17 protein-coding genes and 1 pseudogene are annotated in these 21,200 nt (G+C 36.5%); 8 read left to right on the forward strand and 10 right to left on the reverse strand.

What is annotated here, in order from left to right; genetic code table 11:
* Positions 1-156: 156 nt before the first annotated feature.
* Both ACEN33_RS08265 and treR read right to left on the reverse strand, forming a co-directional pair.
* On the reverse strand, positions 157-1,569 hold the full coding sequence (locus ACEN33_RS08265; protein ID WP_407089853.1) for a serine hydrolase: 1,413 nt from the start codon (positions 1,567-1,569) through the stop codon (positions 157-159).
* 35 nt (positions 1,570-1,604) lie between these two features.
* The gene (treR, locus tag ACEN33_RS08270) at positions 1,605-2,330 is read right to left on the reverse strand and encodes a trehalose operon repressor (protein ID WP_407089852.1); all 726 of its coding nucleotides are present in this window, start codon (positions 2,328-2,330) and stop codon (positions 1,605-1,607) included.
* 283 nt (positions 2,331-2,613) lie between these two features.
* Here treR and mnmE point away from each other — a divergent pair, with 283 nt between their 5' ends.
* The 4 genes from mnmE (at position 2,614) to lepB (ending at position 7,103) form a co-directional block, all read left to right on the forward strand.
* Positions 2,614-3,993, forward strand: coding sequence for a tRNA uridine-5-carboxymethylaminomethyl(34) synthesis GTPase MnmE (gene mnmE, locus ACEN33_RS08275; RefSeq protein ID WP_407093964.1), 1,380 nt, complete (start codon positions 2,614-2,616; stop codon positions 3,991-3,993).
* 22 nt (positions 3,994-4,015) lie between these two features.
* Entirely contained in the window at positions 4,016-4,504 is a 489-nt protein-coding gene (locus ACEN33_RS08280) for an 8-oxo-dGTP diphosphatase (protein WP_338486886.1), read from the forward strand.
* A gap of 13 nt (positions 4,505-4,517) precedes the next feature.
* A complete protein-coding gene (gene mnmG / locus ACEN33_RS08285; RefSeq protein WP_407089850.1) occupies positions 4,518-6,431 on the forward strand; it encodes a tRNA uridine-5-carboxymethylaminomethyl(34) synthesis enzyme MnmG in 1,914 nt (637 codons plus the stop codon).
* A 144-nt stretch (positions 6,432-6,575) separates the two neighbouring features.
* Positions 6,576-7,103: a signal peptidase I gene (lepB, locus tag ACEN33_RS08290; protein WP_407089848.1), complete on the forward strand. Its 528-nt coding sequence runs from the start codon at positions 6,576-6,578 to the stop codon at positions 7,101-7,103.
* A gap of 81 nt (positions 7,104-7,184) precedes the next feature.
* Here the strand turns inward: lepB and ACEN33_RS08295 are convergent, their stop codons facing one another.
* The 4 genes from ACEN33_RS08295 to ACEN33_RS08310 all read right to left on the reverse strand — a co-directional run bounded on the left by ACEN33_RS08295 (position 7,185) and on the right by ACEN33_RS08310 (position 13,193).
* Complete coding sequence (locus ACEN33_RS08295) at positions 7,185-8,135, reverse strand: LysR family transcriptional regulator (RefSeq protein ID WP_171031252.1); 951 nt, start codon at positions 8,133-8,135, stop codon at positions 7,185-7,187.
* Positions 8,136-8,407: 272 nt separating this feature from the next.
* Positions 8,408-10,210, reverse strand: a complete 1,803-nt coding sequence (locus ACEN33_RS08300; RefSeq protein ID WP_407093966.1) for an ABC transporter substrate-binding protein — start codon at positions 10,208-10,210, stop codon at positions 8,408-8,410.
* Positions 10,211-10,316: 106 nt separating this feature from the next.
* A complete protein-coding gene (locus ACEN33_RS08305; RefSeq protein WP_407093967.1) occupies positions 10,317-11,768 on the reverse strand; it encodes an ABC transporter permease in 1,452 nt (483 codons plus the stop codon).
* A 24-nt stretch (positions 11,769-11,792) separates the two neighbouring features.
* Entirely contained in the window at positions 11,793-13,193 is a 1,401-nt protein-coding gene (locus ACEN33_RS08310; RefSeq protein WP_407093968.1) for an ABC transporter permease, read from the reverse strand.
* A gap of 246 nt (positions 13,194-13,439) precedes the next feature.
* Here ACEN33_RS08310 and ACEN33_RS08315 point away from each other — a divergent pair, with 246 nt between their 5' ends.
* The 3 genes from ACEN33_RS08315 to ACEN33_RS08325 all read left to right on the forward strand — a co-directional run bounded on the left by ACEN33_RS08315 (position 13,440) and on the right by ACEN33_RS08325 (position 16,610).
* The gene (locus ACEN33_RS08315; protein WP_407089842.1) at positions 13,440-15,143 is read left to right on the forward strand and encodes a dipeptide ABC transporter ATP-binding protein; all 1,704 of its coding nucleotides are present in this window, start codon (positions 13,440-13,442) and stop codon (positions 15,141-15,143) included.
* A gap of 113 nt (positions 15,144-15,256) precedes the next feature.
* A complete protein-coding gene (locus tag ACEN33_RS08320) occupies positions 15,257-15,808 on the forward strand; it encodes a DUF7010 family protein (protein ID WP_407089841.1) in 552 nt (183 codons plus the stop codon).
* 109 nt (positions 15,809-15,917) lie between these two features.
* Complete coding sequence (locus ACEN33_RS08325) at positions 15,918-16,610, forward strand: DNA alkylation repair protein (RefSeq protein ID WP_407089840.1); 693 nt, start codon at positions 15,918-15,920, stop codon at positions 16,608-16,610.
* Positions 16,611-16,650: 40 nt separating this feature from the next.
* Here the strand turns inward: ACEN33_RS08325 and ACEN33_RS08330 are convergent, their stop codons facing one another.
* Positions 16,651-17,397 (reverse strand): NAD-dependent epimerase/dehydratase family protein, encoded by a 747-nt coding sequence (locus ACEN33_RS08330; protein WP_407089838.1) that lies wholly within the window; start codon positions 17,395-17,397, stop codon positions 16,651-16,653.
* Between the two features lie 239 nt (positions 17,398-17,636).
* Here ACEN33_RS08330 and ACEN33_RS08335 point away from each other — a divergent pair, with 239 nt between their 5' ends.
* Positions 17,637-18,449, forward strand: coding sequence for an APH(3') family aminoglycoside O-phosphotransferase (locus tag ACEN33_RS08335; protein ID WP_407089836.1), 813 nt, complete (start codon positions 17,637-17,639; stop codon positions 18,447-18,449).
* A 103-nt stretch (positions 18,450-18,552) separates the two neighbouring features.
* Here the strand turns inward: ACEN33_RS08335 and ACEN33_RS08340 are convergent, their stop codons facing one another.
* The 3 genes and pseudogenes from ACEN33_RS08340 to ACEN33_RS08350 all read right to left on the reverse strand — a co-directional run.
* Positions 18,553-19,266: a LytTR family DNA-binding domain-containing protein gene (locus ACEN33_RS08340; RefSeq protein ID WP_197104110.1), complete on the reverse strand. Its 714-nt coding sequence runs from the start codon at positions 19,264-19,266 to the stop codon at positions 18,553-18,555.
* Positions 19,259-20,296, reverse strand: a complete 1,038-nt coding sequence (locus tag ACEN33_RS08345) for an ATP-binding protein (protein ID WP_197104111.1) — start codon at positions 20,294-20,296, stop codon at positions 19,259-19,261. The genes ACEN33_RS08340 and ACEN33_RS08345 overlap by 8 nt, the downstream gene beginning before the upstream one ends.
* A gap of 788 nt (positions 20,297-21,084) precedes the next feature.
* A pseudogene (locus ACEN33_RS08350) lies at positions 21,085-21,200 on the reverse strand (IS30 family transposase); the annotation flags it as partial.

Consider the following 21,200-nt stretch of genomic DNA (forward strand, 5'->3'; position numbering starts at 1 on the left):
TTAAAGATGAGAACACAACACAAACTATCGTTGCATAGAGAGACACTTAAACATAGGAATAAAAAAAGAGCCAAGGTGACTGCGTCACCTGGCTCCTCGGTCCACCAACATCAAAAATTCATGAACCGAAATTTTCCAAACCCACTTTTATTTGCATTAATTATGTGCTCTAAACCATTGATTCACTCGTAAGTTCATTACTTCTAGAAATTGATCAGCTTGATTAATATTATCGGAAAGAACGACTAAAGCGTACTGGGGCTGATTATTTTCATAATAGATTCCACTATCGTTAACTGCTTGCTCATAGCGACCAAATTTATTCGCCATCATCTCATTATTAACATATGACGTGAACAATTGGGCCGGACTTGTTTCAAACATTAAGTTAATCAAGTCACTGTAGGATTCATCTTGAGCAATTTTAATTAATACTTGCTCAGTAATATAAGCTGAACTTAGATTATTGTTTAAGAAGTCTTCTGGTTTCTCATCAATTCCAGCAAACGTTAAAATATCTTCGCGGAAATTACCGAATTCTTTATCGTACTCGGCTTTAAGTATATTCATTGCAGTATTATCTGAATGAGTGATTGCTTCTGTAATCAGTTCCTCTATCCTATAACTGTTTTCCAAAGGACCGTTTGTAATGTTTCCAGTCCCGGCTTCAAATAATGCTTCACTGTAATCAAGTTCACTATCTAATTGATACTCACCTGAGTTGATTAAATCAATATATAAGGCAGACAGTGGAACTTTCGTTATACTCGCTGCAGTAAATAATTCATTCTCGTTCAGATAGTAATGTTCCTCATTGTGGAAGTTATAATAAGCTAAACTAATTTCAGAAGAGTTGACGTTAAACTCAGTAAGTGTTTGGTCTATGACATCAGCCATATTTTTATAGGCGTCTAAGTCTAAAGGTTCAATTCCATTTTCGTCCATCAAATCAGTTTGATAGATGTCGTCAAATGTAAGCTCAGATTCTGAAGAACTTTCTGTCGATTCGTCTTCTTGGCTTTCATCTTGAGAACTGCTTTCAGATGATGCGATGCTTGATTCGGATTTTGATTCATTCGTCTCGTCTTCTTCTTGGCTTTCATCTTCAGAACTACTTTCAGATGATGCGACGATTGCTTCGGAATCAGATTCACTTGTCTCGTCCTCTTCTTGGCTTTCGCTCTCGGAACTGCTCACGGATATTTCGATACTTACTTCGTCTTCCTCCGTGCTTTCTTCGTCTGAACTATTTTCAGTAGAAGACTCACTTTCTTCACTACTTTGGCTTGGAACAACCGCAACACGATTACTTTGGTTGGTTGTATCTACATCTAGTGTCCTTTCCACGTCACTTTCACTCTCTTGCTCTGATTCATCCGTTTGAGAACTCGCTTCACTAGAGTTTGCAATCGTTTCTTCACTAGATTGATTGGGTTGAGACGACACTTCTTGAGTAGATGTTTTACTTGGCGCTTCTCCATTACTGTCGTAATTAAGGTATAAAATAAAAGTAAAGCCTATTACAATGAGGATAATTAGACCCCACTTCAAATTTTGATTATTTTGCATTCATTAACTCCTTTAAGCGATATTCATTCATTATATCACGGATTTATAAACCGATTATGACGCGGAGCGAACTCTTGAAAACGAAAGCGGTCAATTCGGTGACGTGAAATCGTATATTGAAAAAACGTCGCGTCCTTTAGAAATACTTGGCTCCTCACTGTGATTGTGTAGTCTTCTGGTTTAATTTTTAAGTATTTAATATCTAAATCATCGGCGGGTTCACCGATAAATTCTTTCGATGCGAAGCCGATTTCTAGACCAAGATCGCCTTCAAAGTATTGATAGATGGAATCTTCTGCTACTTGGTTTGGTATTTCAGACACGATACTTTGACGAATATAATCTTCATCGATAATCACGACTTCGCCAGCAATTGAGCGTGTTCGAATTAAGTGAATAAACTTCTCTTTGGAATTCATTTTTACATCATTTAATATAAAATCTGGAACAGGAATAATATCATTTTTAATAACTTGTGTCGTACTGGCGAGATTATTTTCCTCACTTAATTCTTTATAACTCACTAAACCACTAATTGGCAAAGCGAAACGTCGATAATCTAAAACAATGGACCCGTGTCCTTGTTTTTTAAAGATAAATCCATTATCTGATAACATCCGTTGCGCTTTACGAATCGTCTCACGAGAAACATTATACTCTGTTGCGAGTGAAGTTTCACCTGGAAGTAAAGACCCCACTGGATAAATGTTTTCTTTTATTTTGTTTTCAATATCTAGGTATATATATTCAAACTTATTCATAAAACTCACCTCTTCTTTAATCAACCCTATTCTATCACGCTACTGATAGGAAGGTAAATGATATTCAGGTGCGAGTAGGGGGGCAATACAAAAAAGTTAAAATTTCTCACCCCAACCTATCAAAACTATTTGCAATATTCAAATGAATCTTGTATAATGCTAAAGAAATTGAATGTAGTAGCAGTCAAAGTGCTTACGAACCGTATATCAACATGGAGAAATCATGCATATAGGGGGAGTTTAGGCATTTTTTTTGTGAGCAAAATTAGAAAGGAGTCATTCAATGTATACAACAGATACCATTGCAGCTATTGCTACAGCACTGGGAGAAAGTGCGATTGGCATTGTGAGATTGAGTGGAGATGAAGCAATTGAGATTGCGAGTAAAATCTTCAAAGGTAAGAACTTAAATAACGTCGATTCGCATACAATTAACTATGGCCATATCATTGACCCTGAAACAGGAAAAGTCATTGATGAGGTGATGGTGAGTGTATTGAAGGCACCAAGATCTTATACAACGGAAGATAGTGTTGAAATCAACTCACATGGTGGGATTATGGCCATTCAAAGAGTACTTGAAGTAGTCTTAGCGAATGGTGCGAGATTGGCTGAGCCAGGAGAATTTTCGAAGCGTGCATTTTTAAATGGTCGTATTGACTTATCACAGGCAGAAGCAGTGATGGATTTAATCCAAGCGAAGACGGATAAAGCGATGGATGCGTCAATGAACCAATTACAAGGAAGTCTTTCAACTAAAATACGTTCATTACGTCAGGAAATGTTAGACACACTCGCACAAGTGGAAGTAACAATTGACTATCCAGAATACGATGATGTCGAAGAGATGTCATTGAAGCAACTGAATGAAACAGCCGTACATGTGAAGGAACAAATACAAAAAATCTTACATCAAGCGCAACACGGCCGTTTATTCCGTGATGGAATTAATACTGCGATTATCGGACGTCCAAACGTTGGTAAATCAAGTTTATTAAACCGATTAACCGGTTTAGAAAAGGCAATTGTAACTGATATTGAAGGAACAACGCGTGATACGATTGAAGAATACGTTAACGTTCGTGGTGTACCACTTCGACTTATCGATACAGCTGGAATTCGCCAAACTGATGAAGTCGTTGAACGAATTGGTGTAGAGCGTAGTCGTAAAGTTATGGAAGAAGCAGATTTAGTGATTCTAATCTTAAACCAAGCGCAAGCCTTACAAGAAGTAGACATTGAACTCCTAGAATTAACTAAGGATCAAAATCGTATTATTTTATTAAATAAACAAGATTTAGAGCCTAAATTAACTCACGCTGACTTAGAACCTTACATTCAAGATGCTGATTTAATCGCAACATCGATGCTTGAAGAATCTGGGATTGATGAGTTAGAAACTCAAATTGAACAAAGATTCTTTAGTGGTGAAATCAAGTCTGGTGACGTGAACTACTTACTGAACACACGACATACACAATTACTACGCCAAGCAATTAGCTCACTGGATGAAGTCCTTGAGTCAACTGAGATGATGTTGCCTGTTGATTTAATTCAGATGGACTTTACACGTGCTTGGGATTTACTTGGTGAGATTACCGGAGATTCTGTCCAAGACGAACTATTAAATAAATTATTCAGCCAATTCTGTTTAGGTAAGTAAAGGTAGAGAGGACGACAAAATCATGACAAAACTATCAACTATTTGTTATCTTGATAATGGATCAGAGATTTTACTGCTACATCGTAATAAAAAGCCGAATGACATTCATGAAGGAAAATGGATTAGTGTCGGTGGTAAATTTGAAGCAGGTGAAACACCTGAAGAATGCGCCATCCGTGAAATTAAAGAAGAGACAGGCTTAACAGCTACTAAACTGGATTTAAGAGGATTTATTACGTTTCCAGATTTCAAACATGATGGTGAAGATTGGTATAGTTTTGTCTATGTCGTGACTGAGTTCGAAGGTGAACTGTTTGAAGAATGCGATGAAGGAACACTGGAATGGGTTCCTTATGACCAAGTCATGGCAAAACCGACTTGGGAAGGGGATTACATTTACTTAGATTGGTTAGTGAAACAGACACCCTATTTCTCAGCAAAATTTACTTATGATACAAATGGCGAATTAACCGAACATACCGTTGAATTTAAAGAAGAGAAGAAAGACTAGAAAGGAGTTATTTATGCAAATATATGAAGCAGGACAATATGATGTTATTGTTGTTGGAGCAGGACATGCTGGATCAGAAGCTGCTTTAGCAGCAGCCCGTATGGGATCAAAAACACTTTTATTAACATTAAGCTTAGAAATGATTGCGTTTATGCCGTGTAATCCATCCATTGGTGGGCCAGCTAAAGGGGTAGTTGTTCGAGAAATCGACGCACTTGGTGGCGAAATGGGACGTAATATCGATAGAAACTACATTCAAATGCGTTTATTAAATACAAGTAAAGGCCCAGCAGTACAAGCTTTACGTGCCCAAGCAGATAAAGAAACCTATGCAAAAAACATGCGTCAAGTTCTTGAAGAAGAAGAAAACCTAACACTTAAACAAGGAATGGTTGAAGAATTATATGTCGAAGATGGCCAAGTAAAAGGTGTTATTACAAACTCAGGTGCTAAGTACTTAGCTGACGCTGTTGTATTAACAGCTGGAACATCTTCACGTGGTAAAATTATTATTGGTGATTTAGATTATTCATCTGGGCCAAATAATACATTACCTTCGATCAAATTATCTGAGAACTTACTGGAATTAGGTGTTGAATTAGCTAGATTCAAAACAGGAACACCACCAAGAATTCACGCTGATTCAGTAACGTTTGATGATACAGTTGAACAACCAGGTGATACAATGCCGAATCATTTCTCATTTTTAACTCCCGACGAAGACTTTAAAGAAGAAAGTGTTTCGTGTTGGTTAACGCATACGAATGCTCAAACACACGAAATTATTCAAGCAAACCTACACCGTGCACCAATGTTTAGTGGAACGGTAGAAGGTGTTGGTGCTCGATATTGTCCATCTATCGAAGATAAAATCGTTCGATTCAGTGACAAACCACGTCACCAAATATTCATTGAACCAGAAGGCGCAAACACGAAAGAAATGTACGTTCAAGGCCTTTCAACATCCTTGCCAGAGGAAGTTCAAGTTGAGATGTTACGTACGGTAAAAGGTATGGAAAATGCGAAATTGATGCGTCCAGGCTATGCGATTGAATATGATGTCGTTATACCGCATCAATTAGACTTATCACTTGAAGTAAAATCATTACCTGGTTTATTTACTGCAGGTCAAATGAACGGAACAAGTGGTTATGAAGAAGCAGCAGGTCAAGGAATTATGGCTGGTATTAACGCAGCACGTAAAGTCCAAGGAAAAGACCCACTCATCTTAAAACGTAACGAAGCTTATATCGGCGTGATGATTGATGACTTAGTAACAAAAGGGACAACAGAGCCATACCGTTTACTTACGTCACGTGCGGAATATCGATTATTATTACGTCATGATAATGCTGATATGCGTTTAACTGAGATTGGACACGAGATTGGTTTAGTATCTGAAGACCATTATGAAGCTTTCAAAACAAAACAAGCACTCGTTGATCAAGAGTTAGAACGCCTAAGCAAAATCCGCCTAACACCACATACAGAAGGTTTAGTTGATTTATTCGAACGCGTTGGATCAGCCTTATTAAAAGATGGTATCTTAGCAAGCGACTTATTAAAACGACCAGAAATTCGTTACTTTGACTTAGTGACATTAATTCCTCGCGAAGAAGGACCATTGAACCGTCAAGTCGGTGAACAAGTTGAAATTCAAATTAAATACGAAGGTTATATTAATAAAGCTGTTCGAAAAGTAGAAAAAATGAGTGCTATGGAAGAAAAACAAATTCCAGAAGACATTGATTGGGATGCAATTGGGAACCTAGCAAATGAAGCAAGAGAACGATTAAAACTAATCAATCCAAGCACTTTAGGACAAGCAAGTCGTGTGAGTGGGGTAAACCCAGCAGATATTGCGATCCTTTCTGTTTATATCCAACAAGGTAAAATTAAACGTGTTGGCGAACCAACAGCATCATAACATTATAAATGGAGGCGACACACTGATGATTCAGCGTGCCGCCTCCATATTTTTTAAGAAATCTTTAGCTTTAGGCCCAAAGGTTGTTAAGTATTTATATGGGATGTATAATATTCTTATTATGTTATTTGCTAGGAGATTATCATGAACAGTATTAAACGTTTTTTTAAAGAGAATGGCTTATTTTTATTACTCATCGTTGGAATGGTTTTACTAAGATTATTTGTGTTTACACCCTTTGAAGTCGATGGACCTTCGATGAATTATACTTTAGCACACGGTGATCAATTATTCGGTGCGAATATCTTCAATGTGGATCGATTTGATATCGTGATACTTGATTCGCCGACTGAGGAAGGAAAGCAATACATTAAACGTGTGATTGGCTTACCTGGAGATACAATTTCATCTCAAGATGATGTGATTTATATTAACGACGAACCATTATCAGAAACTTACTTATCGGAAGAAACTCTTCAGAATAATACGAACACCATTGATTTTGCTCCATTAACAATTCCTGAAGGGGAATACTTTGTTATGGGAGATAACCGAAATCATTCATTCGATAGTACAGAGTTTGGACCGATTCCTGAAGAATCAATTAATGCTGAAATATTATTCAGATTTTGGCCATTAGATACTTTTGGAACCGTCGATGAAACTGATTAAGTAGAAATAACCACCTTCACTAGACGTGTTTAAACCGTTTAATGGAGGTGGTTAATTTGTGTGAATGGTTAGTTTAACCGATTAAATTGTATAATTATCTGGTGAATGAACACTTTCCAAGTTTTTAACACGTTTACATAGTATTTGATCAGCTATCTTCAAATAATTTTGCGCATTCGTTGACAATTCCTGATTTTTCGGAGCAATCCAGCAAATATGGTGACTTTCCGAGCTTTCTAAAGGAATTGACGTAACATAATCATCAGTAATGCGGTTTGTCATAATGCCCGAACCTGTTAAATAAGCATTTGACCCCGTAATGATATTAATTGCACTCATCCGGTCACTTACAACAACCTTCTGATCATTTGCTTGAACTTCTAAGGGATGTTCAGTTAAGAAGTCGTTTTGATGCTCTGTTTGTTCGAATGTGATCGCAGGATAATCCATTAAGTCCTTATATTTTATACTTTCAAATTCAGTTAAAGGATGGTCTTTTCGAATAAAGACATGAGGCTGGAATTCCCACATCACATGGAATTGTAGATTTTCTTGTTCGAATAAGCGAGTTAACATTCGGCGGTTAAATTCACTTAAGTATACGAAGCCAATTTCACTAACATTTTGCGAAACATTTTTAATGACTGAATAGGTATCTACTTCAAAGAAGCGATAGACAAAGCGTTCACCTGGATGTTTATTAATAAATTTGCTGAAAGCTTCTGAAGCGAAGTCATAATGCTGACTTGAGACAGAAAAGAATTGACGTTCCGACTCATTATTAACAAACAAATCGCGCATGACATCAAGTTGGCTTAAGACTTGTCGAGCTTGAGTTATAAATTCATGCCCTTCATGTGTTGTGGTCATTCCGCTACTTGAACGGGTAAATAATTGTTGACCGACTTCAGCCTCGAGTTCTTTAAGTGAGACTGATATGGTTGAAGGGGATACAAATAACAACTCAGCTGCGCGGTTAATCGATCCGGTTTTTTCAATATAGTCTAAATACTTTAATTGCTGTATATTCAAATACATCCGTTCCTTTCTGAAACTATAGAAATGCTCTCTAAGTTGGATTTGGATACGATATTTAAATATACCGTAATAAATCTTTCAATGTTAATTATCATACCGCAATTTGTTGTAAATGTTAATTGACTATATAAAATTTTAATGAAAAACTTGAGAAAAACTGTAAACCCGCATTCGGTTCTAAAACGATTCCGAGATAACTACGAAATTATTCCACAGAAAAAGCCCTCAACCATCCTATTTACAAGGTAGTTGAGGGCTTAAACATTTTATTCAGTAGCTGAATTTAAGTAATTGTTTCTAAACTCTTCTACTTTTGCTTGGTCGGCGACTAAAGTATTCCCAGTTTCAACAAGTGGCGATAATGTTGAGTAAGCTGGTAATTTTAATCCTTGGTAAGCAGCATTAATTTCTTCTTGGTTGATAGCATAAAGAACTGATTTTCTTAAGTCAGCACTGTCTGATACCGGGCGGCCGGGTGTATTGACGTTGAATAACATATAAGTTACCGCATTACTTGGAATTGATTGGAGTGCTAAACTTGACTCGTTCTCAACAATTGGGTAATCAACTTCACCTAAACCATAGTACAGATCAACTTCGTTCGAGCGTAAGGCAGATAAAGCACTACTTGAATCAGCGATAAAGCGGACTGTGACTTGCTCAATGTTTGCATCTGCATCTGTATCAGGACGGTATGCTGGGTTTTTAACAAAGTTTGCTTGGTAATCATTTTTATCAACCATGATGTAAGGACCACTTGTCCATAGATGGTTATCATAAGAGCCACCTTCAGTGACAGCACGTTGGTCTCCATAAGCGATGTCTGAGTTTACATCATAAGACTCGATATCATAAGTATTTATTGCTTCAACTTGTTGTTCTGACACGATACCTGCTGATTGGTGACCTAAGTAATTTAATCCTTGTGGAAATGGTTGTGTTGTTGTTAATTTAACGACTTGATAATTACCATTTGCATTATCGACCTCATCTTCAGAAGCAACAACAGCTGAGATAGGTGTTTCTAAACCATCTTCTAAAGCTTCTTTTATAGATGAGTCACTCCCAGAAAGTGTCGCTTCTTCTAATTCAGTTACATCTTCCACAATTGAAACTTCGTCAATATGCTCATGTAAACTATACGTACGATGATCAGGAACTGAATTAGGGTCTTTTGCACGGTTGAGTGAGTAAATAACATCTTCAGCCGATACTAAATCACCAGTATCAACTGCTGCACCGTCTTCGATTTTAGCAAAGTTAATATCATCACGTAAGATGAAGTAATACTCTGAGTTTCCGTCTGCAATCGCATGATTATAACTTAATGAATTCTCTGAAGTAATTTGGTCATCATCCGTTAGGTTGATTAAACGTACATACATATTCGTATTCAATTGGTTTATACTTCCGTCGTTCCCTTTAATTGGGTCTAATGAAGTCAATTGTGATGAGGTTTGTGTTAAAAGTAATGGACGTTCAGCATGTTGACTGTCATCAACATAAGAAACGGGTTCCCAAGCAAAGGCTCTTGATTTAGACAAACGAATAGAATCTGGGTTTAATACTTCTTGATTAAAGGCTTGCGCTTTTAATGATGTATATAATGGCACGATATACGCATTTTCAGTAACTAATTGATTCTCGAATTCAGTATACGTATTCACATATTCATCCGGTGTTTCCGTTGCTGCTTGTTCAATTAGCTCATCCACTTCCGGGTTACTCATAATACTGTTGTCACCATCTGTAATAAATAGTGAACGAACGGCATAATCAGGATTCCCTGTTACAGTTGTCCAGCTTGAGATAGCTAAGTCATAATTTCCTGCTTCTTTTTGAGCATTAAAACTTGCATAATCCGGCTGCAAACTTGTCTCAACTTGGAAGCCAGCGCGAGTTAATTGGTCACGGACAATATTAACATCTTGTTCGGATGCTGATTGAGCTAAGATAGTAATGGGAATAGCTTCTTGAGCATTGGCAGTTTGTACAGTAGTTGCGACGGGAGCGACTACTCCCACTAATACTAAGGCTGTTAAAAATAATTTGTTTAAAATTTTATTCATAAAAAATCTCCTTTTATTTTGCTTTGAATGTTTACGGCACTTACAACAATCTTCATCTGTGTTCATCGATACAGCTCACCAACTTTCTTCATAAAATGCTTACGTGTCATTGAGTCATCTTAGGATCTAAAGCATCACGTAAGCCGTCTCCTAAGAAGTTAAATGATAAAACTAAGGCAATAATAGCCAAACCTGGATAGATAGCTAAGTAAGGTTGTGTTTCTAGATAATCACTTCCGATACGTAAGATGTTACCCCACTCAGGAATATGACTTTCAACCCCTAAACCTAAATAACTTAAACTACTTGTTGAAATAACTGCCGTCGCGACAGTAAGCGATGAGCGAATAATCATCGGGGCACTCGCATTAGGAATAATATGTTTTAAAATGATTTTTACATCACTAACCCCAACAGCGTGGGCAGCTTCAACGTATTCTAATTGCTTCACTTGAAGTACGTTGGCCCGCATTGTTCTGGCGTAACCAGGAATGCCACCAATACTCAAAGCGAGAATTAAGTTTTGTGTTGATGTACCAAAAGCCGTCACAATCGTAATTGCCAATAAAATACCGGGAATAGCGTACAATACATCCAAGGAACGCATAATTGTTTGGTCAACACGGTGTGAGTAATAACCTGAGACTGCACCCAGGAAACCACCAATAAGTAGAGGCGCTAAAGTAGCTAGGACCCCAACTAGTAAAGAAATCCGACCGCCAAAGACCATGCGTGAAAAGACATCGCGCCCGAAATTATCAGTTCCTAAAGGGTACGTCATACTTGGTGCTTGTAAAATCGCCGTATAATTATTTTCTACGGCGTAACTATACTCAAAGGTTAAGTAACTTGTAATCGCCGTCGCAAATATAAAGGTAATAATATAAAGCCCAAAGATTGCGACTTCATGACGAGAAATGTTTGAAAAGACACTACGTCGGCGCACATTTGCTTGATTATGATGTTCACGCCAAATTAACCAAGCAGCAATCAGTCCTAATAAATTTCCACTGAATGAAGTGACTACAAGTAAACCGATAACAATATATAACTGAGTTTTGGATACATTTTTCAAATGAGCACTAAATAGAGCAAGTCCCCAATGAAAGAGTAAACTGACGCCCAATAGGAATAAACCGATAGTAAACGCCGGGCTCATAGTAGGTTTGAAAAAGTTTAAACTCGTTGTCGCAATAATCGTTAAATCAACGAGTACTGTGAAGATTAAATATATTTGATACGACATGAGTTTACGTAATATTAAGAACATCCCCGTTATAAAGTTAAATGGATTCCCTAATAAGACGGATAACATAAGGACAAAACCCCATACGCGGTGCACAGGGTGAACTTTTCCATTGTTTTGAATGTGTCTGGCAATAAAGAAGTTTATGAAGCTGAGTATCAGGTGAATAAGGGCGAAGCCGATAGTCACTAAACTCCAATCTGTTCCTTGTCTTAAATATGTAAATAAAATGACCGCTAATGAGAAGACAATCGAAAATGTCGAAGCAAAACGTAAATAGCGTTTTGCTACCAGTGAATAAGATTGAACCAAAGCCAAACTCCTTTCTATCTAAGTTTAATTTTTTAACGTTGTTCGAATTCGTGGATCAATAAGTGCATACAGTAGGTCAACGACTAAATTGACTAAAGAGACAATAATCGCGATATAGATAACCCCGCCTAAAACAGCTGGAATATCCGGCACAAATTGTTTCTCTACAATATAACTACCAACCCCATTAATATTAAAAACTTGTTCGGTGACTGCTGATCCACCTAACATCCCACCAAATTGCAGACCAATCACTGTAATAACTGGAATCAGCGCATTAGGAATAATGTGACGCCAAATGATGCGCCAATTCGACATTCCTTTTGATCTGGCTGTTAGAAGGTAATCTTCATGAATCACTTCTAAAGTCGAAGCCCGGGTCATTCGTGCAACAGAAGCAGCTAAGCTTGTTCCTAAGACAATCGCAGGCATCAGCAGTGACCACAGATTGTCCGGATTAAAGGTTGCAGGCAACCAACGGTTACGAATTGAAAAGTTTAAGATAAAGATTAAACCTAACCAGAATGTTGGAATCGATAGACCAATTAAAGCAATGAACATAAAGAACTGGTCAAATAAAGAATTCACTTTCACCGCCGAATAAATACCTGCAGGGATTGCTATAACTAAAGAAATAGCTAGAGAGAAGAAAGTGACTTGCAGTGTAATAGGGAAACGGCGTAGCAATGCGTCTATAACCAATTCATTCCCTACATAAGTATATCCAAGATCAAATGTAACTATACCTTTTAGCGTTCTAAAGAGCTGTACCCAATAGGAATCATCTAAACCATGAAGCACATTGAAGTTCTGAATTTGTTCAGGGGTAGCTTGTACACCTAAGATGTTTTGAGCAGGGTCCGATGGTGAAAAATGCAATAACGTAAATACAATCCAAGTTACACCAAAGATAACGAAGACCATCAAGAATAACCTTTCAACAATGTACCTTAAGATTGGCATACGATAGACAATCATTAAAATATACATGGGCCAAGCTAGAATAATACTCGTTATAAACCCAACAGGTGTTACAATCCAGTCCGCGAAAATATCAGAAAGATGAATCCTCTCTGACATATCATTGTTTTCAATAACTAATGATTGAACATAATGATTTAACCGTTGATTAACTCGTTTTTCAGTCTGTTCAGCGCTAATACTTTGCTTGAAGTAGGCTTGTTTATTCTGTTCTTCTTTTATTAGTTTTTGTTTTAACACTGTTTTTTCATCATCAGAGATTCGTTCAGCAACTGGTTGAGATTTATATTTTGTGAAGTGTATGAGTTGAATCACGAAGAATATAATATGTAAGGGTAAACCAAGTACCCAAAGAGCTATTTTATAAGTCCATTGACGTTGCATTTGTTGATAGATTAAAGACCATCCTTTAGTTAAGGAACTGTTTTGTTGAATGTGTTCCAAAAATCTCACCTCCTAAGTAAAAATTAACTTATCGAATACATGAATAAATTTTACCCATGAATTCATACTCAGTTATTATAACGTTTCCACCTCAAAACGAGGCATGCGGATTTTCGAAGGCTAGCATTCGGATTTTTGAATGACGGTTGTCTGATCTACTCGCCTCTTTCAGATAGTTGCTATGTTATAATAATCGCTGTGTATTAACAGATATCAACGTATATAAAGAAGTATAGGAGTGAGTAAATGTCTGATATTTTAAAGGTCAACCAATTAGGCTTAAGCTTTGAGAGCGAAGACCAACAGCAAGAAGTATTAAATAATATCTCCTTTTCAGTAGAAGAAGGTGAAATTGTTGGAATTATAGGCGAGTCAGGTAGTGGGAAAAGTATGACGGCCCGTTCAATTACCCAACTATTACCTGATAATGCCATCATTCATTCTGATAGTGAGATTGAATTCAAAGGGCACAACCTCCTTGATACTAAACCAAAAGCCTTACGTAAAATATTGGGTGAAGATATTGGAATGATTTTCCAAGATCCATTAAGTTCATTGAATCCAACAATGACTGTTGGTGATCAAGTTGTTGAAGTGATTCGATTACATCAACGTATGAGTAAGAAACAAGCTAAGGCAAGAACAGTTGAATTGATGACGTCAATTGGAATTAAAGACGCTGATGTGAGGTTTAGTCATTATCCGCATGAGTTCTCTGGGGGAATGCGTCAAAGAATTATGATTGCCATTGCCTTAGCTGCTAATCCAAGTTTACTTATTGCAGATGAGCCAACGACAGCATTAGATGTTACGATTCAAGCTCAAATTCTATCCCTTATAAAGCAATTACAAACAGATTTAAACTTATCTGTCTTACTAATTACTCACGACTTTGGTGTGGTTGCTCAAATTTGTACACGAGTCATCGTCATGCAAGAAGGTAAAATTGTTGAACAAGGACCGATTGATGAGATATTTGCTAACCCTCAACATCCTTATACAAGATTACTACTTGAAGCTGTACCTAGAATTGAAGAAGAGAAAATCACTCAAGAAAAAGCGCAAGTTCAACCGCTAATCTCAGTAGAGCAACTAGAGCAAGTCTTCGATATTGGCAAAGGGAAGCAGCTTAAAGCAGTTAATCAGGTTAATATAGATATTTATAAAGGGGAAACCTTAGGACTTGTAGGTGAATCTGGTTCGGGGAAATCTACTTTAGGTCGCGCTATCCTTCAATTGTATAAACCAACGAGCGGACGTATTATATTCCAAGGCTTTGATTTGCATCAACTGACTAAATCAGAGATGTTAAAAGTCCGAAAAGATATGCAGATTATCTTCCAAGATCCTTATGCTTCATTAAATCCTCGTATGAAAATTGAAGATATTATCGGAGAGGCACTCGACACGCATCAATTAGTGAAGAATGCGAAAGAACGTCGGGCGCGAGTTGAAGAATTGCTAGGTTTAGTTGAATTAGACCCAAGTTTTGCTTCACGTTTCCCCCATGAGTTCTCTGGGGGACAACGTCAACGTATAGGAATTGCACGTGCGTTAGCTGTGGAACCTGACTTTATTGTTGCGGATGAGCCTTTATCTGCCTTGGATGTTTCGATTCAAAAGCAAATTATTGAACTCTTAAAGAAACTGCAAGACAGACTAGGATTAACGTATCTATTCATTGCTCATGATTTGGCAGTCGTGAAACAAATTAGTGACCGAGTAGCAGTCATGCAACAAGGACAAATTGTAGAAGTAGCAGAAACGAACGAATTATACGCGAATCCACTACACCCCTATACACAACAATTACTTCAAGCTGTTCCAAGGTTAGATGCACAGATGAAGTCGAAGGTGGTAGACTCTAATCCGCTAAAAGCGTGGCAACCAAATAAAGAAGTTGTAGCATTAAAAGAAGTTACTTCCGGACACTATGTAGCTAACTATTAACATATGGCATCCTTACTTATGAAGTAGGGATGTTTTTTATTAGGTGAATTAAACGCAATCAGGTAGGATTAAGTCATAGAGACGTTGTTTAAAGTTAAAAAGGAGCTAAAGTTATGATTGAATTGTTGGAAGAGCTTGCTAGAGTAAATTACTCAGGTGCCCCTTTTCTGGTTGCTTACGGTATAACATGGTTAATATGCGGAGTATTATGGCAAAAAATCAAATTAAACTATGCAGCCATTGCCACTCTGTTTCAGGGAATGGTTGCTTTACCAATCGCTTTACTCATTTTATATATTGTTGGTGCGTTTACCTTACGGCCGGATACGGGCATTTTAAATTCATTAAGTATTATCATTGCGATGAGTCAATTGTTAGCAATACCATTGTTGATTGCTATGTTCCAAAGAGAGCACTATACTATCATTCCTTTTATATTTAGCATCGTAGGTGCGGTTCATTTTCTAATGTATGCTTGGCTGTATCAAGAAGTTGCTTATATTATTATGCCGATTGTTCTATCAGTATTATTGGGCGTTATTTATGGTAAAAGTAAAGACAATCAATTAATAATATCCGCTAAAAGTGCTGGGCTAGCTTGTTATGCAACCGGGGGGCTCTTATTGATGAATGCATTATACTTACTATCAGGATACATCATTTAACTTGAGGAAGAGCAAGAAAGTGATGAGATGTGGATTTAAAAGAAAGTTCAAATCCATCCTCCAAGATTGAGAATATATCAAAAATTTGTTGAAAGGAGTAGGAATCACAATGGATACTGAACAATTAATCACAGAGATGAAAGGCCACCGAACAGACGATGCCCAAGCAATGTCAGCGTACTTAAGAAATCAGTTTCCTTTTTTAGGTCTTAAAAGCGTGGCACGTCGAAATATTACAAAGCCGTATTTTAAAGAAGCTAAACAAGAAGCACGAGCACAGTCTAAAGTGAATCCAGATACACCTATTATCGATTGGAACTTCGTCCAAGAATGTTGGCAACAGGAGGAACGTGAATTCCAATATGTTGCCACTGACTATTTAAATGATATGCAAACGTATTTGAAAAAAGACGATATCAATCATTTGAAAAAACTTATTACAACAAAGTCCTGGTGGGATTCTGTGGATGCTTTAGTGAAAAGAGTGGGCTATCTTCAAACACAGTATCCAGAGTTAAAAGAAACAATCATTGAATGGAGTGTATCAGATGATTTATGGTTGCGACGCGTAGCGATTATTCATCAATTAAGTATGAAGGAAGCAACCGATACTCAATTACTGACTCGAACGATTATGAATAATTTAGGAAGCAACGAATTCTTTATTAATAAAGCCATTGGTTGGGCATTACGTGATTATGCGCGAATAAATGAAGAATGGGTCAAGAATTTTCTTAGGCAGTATCAGACTGAACTAGCTCCTTTATCAATTCGAGAAGCATCAAAACATATAAATATGTAGACAACAAAAGACGTAGATTTTCATCTACGTCTTTTGTTGATTAAAAAATATTCTTCTTCTCGAACGCATTATCTTGAGGGTTGTAACCTAAATTGACTCTTGCTTCTTCATTGGATAGACGAGTGAACGTATTATTAGAGACACCATTAACAATTAAGAAGGGTTCTTTTAATTCTGCTTCGATACAGCCATCTATAAGACGATTCATATCCTCTTTAGATAAGTACATCGCCATGCCGTACTCATCAACTTCTTCGTCTAATTCATCGTCGCTCACTTTATAATCTGCGATCCGAATCGCAATAGATTCAATGCCATTTGAATAAGCATGGTAAGCAGCTAAACCTTCTAAGTATGCTTTAGATACGCCGTATAAGTTAGCAGGATGGATTGGATCCGTGGTCTTGACTTCAACACCGTCTGGATAACCATCAACGATATGGATAGAACTAGCGACAATGATGCGCTTCAAGTCTTTCGCTTTAGTCGCTTCATTATATAAGTTATGTGGGATTTTGTAGTTTAAATCTAATAAACTGTCATAAAAATCAGCATCTTGGTCAGCTTCTCCAGCTAATTGAATGACATATTCGATGCCATCTAGTAAGCCGTTCCAATTGTCAGGATCAAGTAAATCGCGTTTAACAATGGTTGCTTTAGCTTGAATATCGTCAGGAAGGTCAGAAAAATCACGTCCGACTAAAGTAAGCGCGTGTTTAGTAATAAGATGCTTTGCTAATTCGACACCAATGGTACCTGTTGCTCCAGTTATGAGTATCTTTGCCATAGTATTGTCTCCTTTTATCATATTGTTCCTTAAGATTACGTTTATAGTGCAAAAAATACAATTAAAAACACTTGCGAAGGAAAGAATAATGAACAATTTTTTTATAAAAGAGTAATGAAAGATTCGAATCCATTTGCAAAATGACTTTCATGGTGTAAAATCAAGAGTAATACAAAATGATATCGCTTTCCTATTACATGTATATAATAGAGTATTGAATAGAATTGAGGAGTGATGAGATGAATCTTGTAATACCCAAAGAAATCCGAAAATATATTGATAACCAGAATTTTCAAATTGATTTGATAGGTAAATCGAAGGCAAAGAAAATGATTTTAGATGATTGCGTTCTTAAGATAGAATCATCTTCTGGTGAAGTTAAAAATGAAGTGCTGATGCTTAGCTGGTGGCATGAAAAACTCCTACCAGTTCCTGAAATTTATGAAAATATGGAATTGAACGGTACGCACTATATACTAATGGAGAAGTTACGTGGAGATCCTTCCTATGAAGTGATTGTCAGACGCACGACAGAAGATCTAATTGAATTATTGGCTAATAGCTTAAAGCAACTTTGGAAAGTGGATGTAACCGACTGTCCAAGTGTCCAAACATTAGATGTTAAGTTAAAGCTAGCCAAAGAACGGGTGGAGAATAACTTAGTCGATGTTGACGATGCGGAGGAGGGGACCTTTGGTGGTGAAGGGTTTGAGGATCCAGCTGCCTTATGGCAATGGTTGAACGACCATCGCCCCCAAGAAGATCAACTCGTTTTATCGCACGGTGATTTTAGTCTACCTAATCTCATCGCAAGTGGGGTATATCTGACCGGGTTCATTGATCTAGGGCGAAGTGGCGTCTCCGATATTTATCAGGATATTGCGATCTGTTATCGCAGTTTGTTGAATAATCTAAAAGGAAAATTCGGTGTATTACGCGAATTTACTGAACAAGAGATTGAAAACTATGGCAACTTACTATTCGAGAAGTTGGAATTAGAACCTGACTGGGATAAGTTACGTTATTATATCTTATTGGATGAGTTGTTTTAGTTGATGATGAGAGAATTCTTAAGCCCTAGAGATTAGGCTTGAGGGGTCTTTTTGCTATCGACAACACAAAAAAGAACTAGCCACTTCTTCAGTTAATCTGTAGCTAGAACAATTCCAGCAGAACGTGTTCAACTCTTGCACGCTCCTTAGGCTTCACAGAGATTAATTGTTTGTTCTCCATAACTAAATCTGAACCATCTATTCGAACAACATGATTAACATTCACTATGTATGACCGATGGCAATGAACGAATTGTGGATATTCTTCCAATCTTTGATTAAGTTGCGACATATTTTCATAGAACCAATCATTATGATGCTGGGAAACGATGACTTTCTTTCTACCATGACTTTCAAAATATAGAATATTATCTAAGAGAATCGACTTATCTATTCCATTTTGGCTGTAGTTGAAGAAAGGAGATTGTGTTTCGAGTAATTGGTAACTTCTACCCAATGTTTCGAATAATTGAGTGCGTTTGATGGGCTTAGGAATAAAGCCAGAAGGCTTAACTTGAAATAAGTTGCGCTCATAACCATTCGTTCCTGTTACAAAGATAATCTCACTGGCATAATCTTTTAAATCATGACGGATATACTTAGCTACTTCAAGTCCATTCATTATAGGCATCTCAATATCTAATAAGATAATTCGCTTCATAGGCTCTTCTTTTTGAAGGTATGTGATTAACTGTTCACCTGACTGGTAACTTTTAACCCAAAAAGAAGTTTTGTGCTGTAGAGTATATTCCTGAATGAGCTGACTCAATTGTTTAGTAATGATTTCTTGATCATCACATATCAGAATTTCAATCATCTTTTACCTCCTTATCAACGTTTTCACTGGGCGTTTCATTCAATATGATTGAGACGGTAAAGGTTTCTTGGGTATGGTCAATTTTTAGTAACCCTTGGTATTTTTCAACAATTCGTTGCACACTCTTCAAACCAAAGCCGTGAATGGACGTGTCATCTTTACGTGACAGAATCTGTTGGCCTTGCTTGTTGACGATACCATCAAAGGTGTTAGCAATTCTTACTTTGAGTCGATTCCCTTCAAACAATATTTTTAGTTTAATTATCCGATTAGCTTCCACTGTCAAACACCCTTCAATCGCATTATCTAACAAATTCCCTAATAATACAGCGAGATCAATAGAATCAATATAAATATCCTTAGGAACGACGATATCCGTTATTACTTCAATCTCATTATCTGAAACAGAATGTAACTTCGAATTGATTATACCATCGATAGCAATATGACCTGTTTCGATAACTGGTTTCTGTAAATTATCAGGAACAATATCAATTAAGATACTCTCAAGCTCCGAGTTTGGATATTGACGAATGAAGCCATACAGTGGTGTCAAACGATTCTTAATATCATGACGAAATTGTCTCCATTCCTCGTTATGAGATTCTAATAATCTTAAGTGACTGGCGTATTCAAGCTGTTCTTGCTTGAAGTTTTGTTGTTCCGATAATAAGTCAAAACTCTTAGCCAAAGCATCATAAAGCTCGAATAAGATGATGTTAATAAGGAGGAAGAATAGAGCTAGCGACATCAAAATAGTTCCAGACAAATTAATCCATAAGAAAAGTAAAAAAATGATAATAGTAATCAATGGAATAATAAATTGGATGGTGTATAAAAAAATATTTTTATTCTTATGTAGCGCGCGATATTTACGGCGGTGTAAATATTTGATAAATAGAAACTCAACTAAGTAGGTAAAGACGACTGACATGATTGATTGGTAACTCGATGTATCTTGAAAATCTATTGTATATATATTTAATAAGGTAACAACAATAAGTTCAATGATAATAAAAAGAGCTAACAAGATGATACTCTCGCTAATCTGTTTAAAAATCTCACTAATATAGAGTCTTGAAATTAATATTATGCACATAATATTGATTGAGACGGTTAATAGAGGAGTTTCAAAAAAAAGATAGACACTACTAATTAATAAATAACTAATAAAACAAACAAATAAATTTTTCCCTAAAGACTCAGAGTTAGACCCAAATCTCACTTGGAAATAGGACCAAAGATTATAAACATAAATCGGAGTAATCAATAAATAAAAAATATCAAATGTAGTCAAATTGAGCCTCCCGAATGAAATGTCCTAATGATTCTATAATATTATACTAACATTTATACATGTTTTTTTGAATATATTAGATTAATTTATTCTCGTTACATATTAAGGGAGTTTCGTTACATTCTGGGAAATTATACAAATAAGTGTTATATGATGGTTATAGTAAATGAAAAAGGAGGGAGTAATTGAAAAAATACTTAAAATATTGCTTAAGGTTTTGTTACATCGGAATAATGTTTATTGTGAAGTTCAATGTCACTGAGAATTTGAGCTCTATAATTATTTATGAGCCAAAACGAAGCAAAAACATTGAGGAGTATTTTTCAAATAAAGATGGTTACTAAATTATCACAACAATTAGGTCGTTCAATGTCATTATCTGATGTAGAGGTTGAATGTGTTTCCCTTGGTATTTCAATAATTATTTTTCAATTGCTAGGATTCATTCTTGCTGCGATAATCGGGCTATTTTTTAACGTAATTGAAGAATTGTTTATTGTTATTTTTATGTATTTGATTTGTCAAATTAAGCTAGACAAAACTGCTTCATCTAAGTAACTCAAAAATACTTCCAACGGTGTTCGGTAGTGTAAGGATTTCCGTGGAATCGTGTTCCGTTTGTGTGCAATCGATGACA

Source organism: Ruoffia sp. FAM 24228, assembly GCF_045528575.1.
GTDB lineage: Bacteria > Bacillota > Bacilli > Lactobacillales > Aerococcaceae > Ruoffia > Ruoffia halotolerans.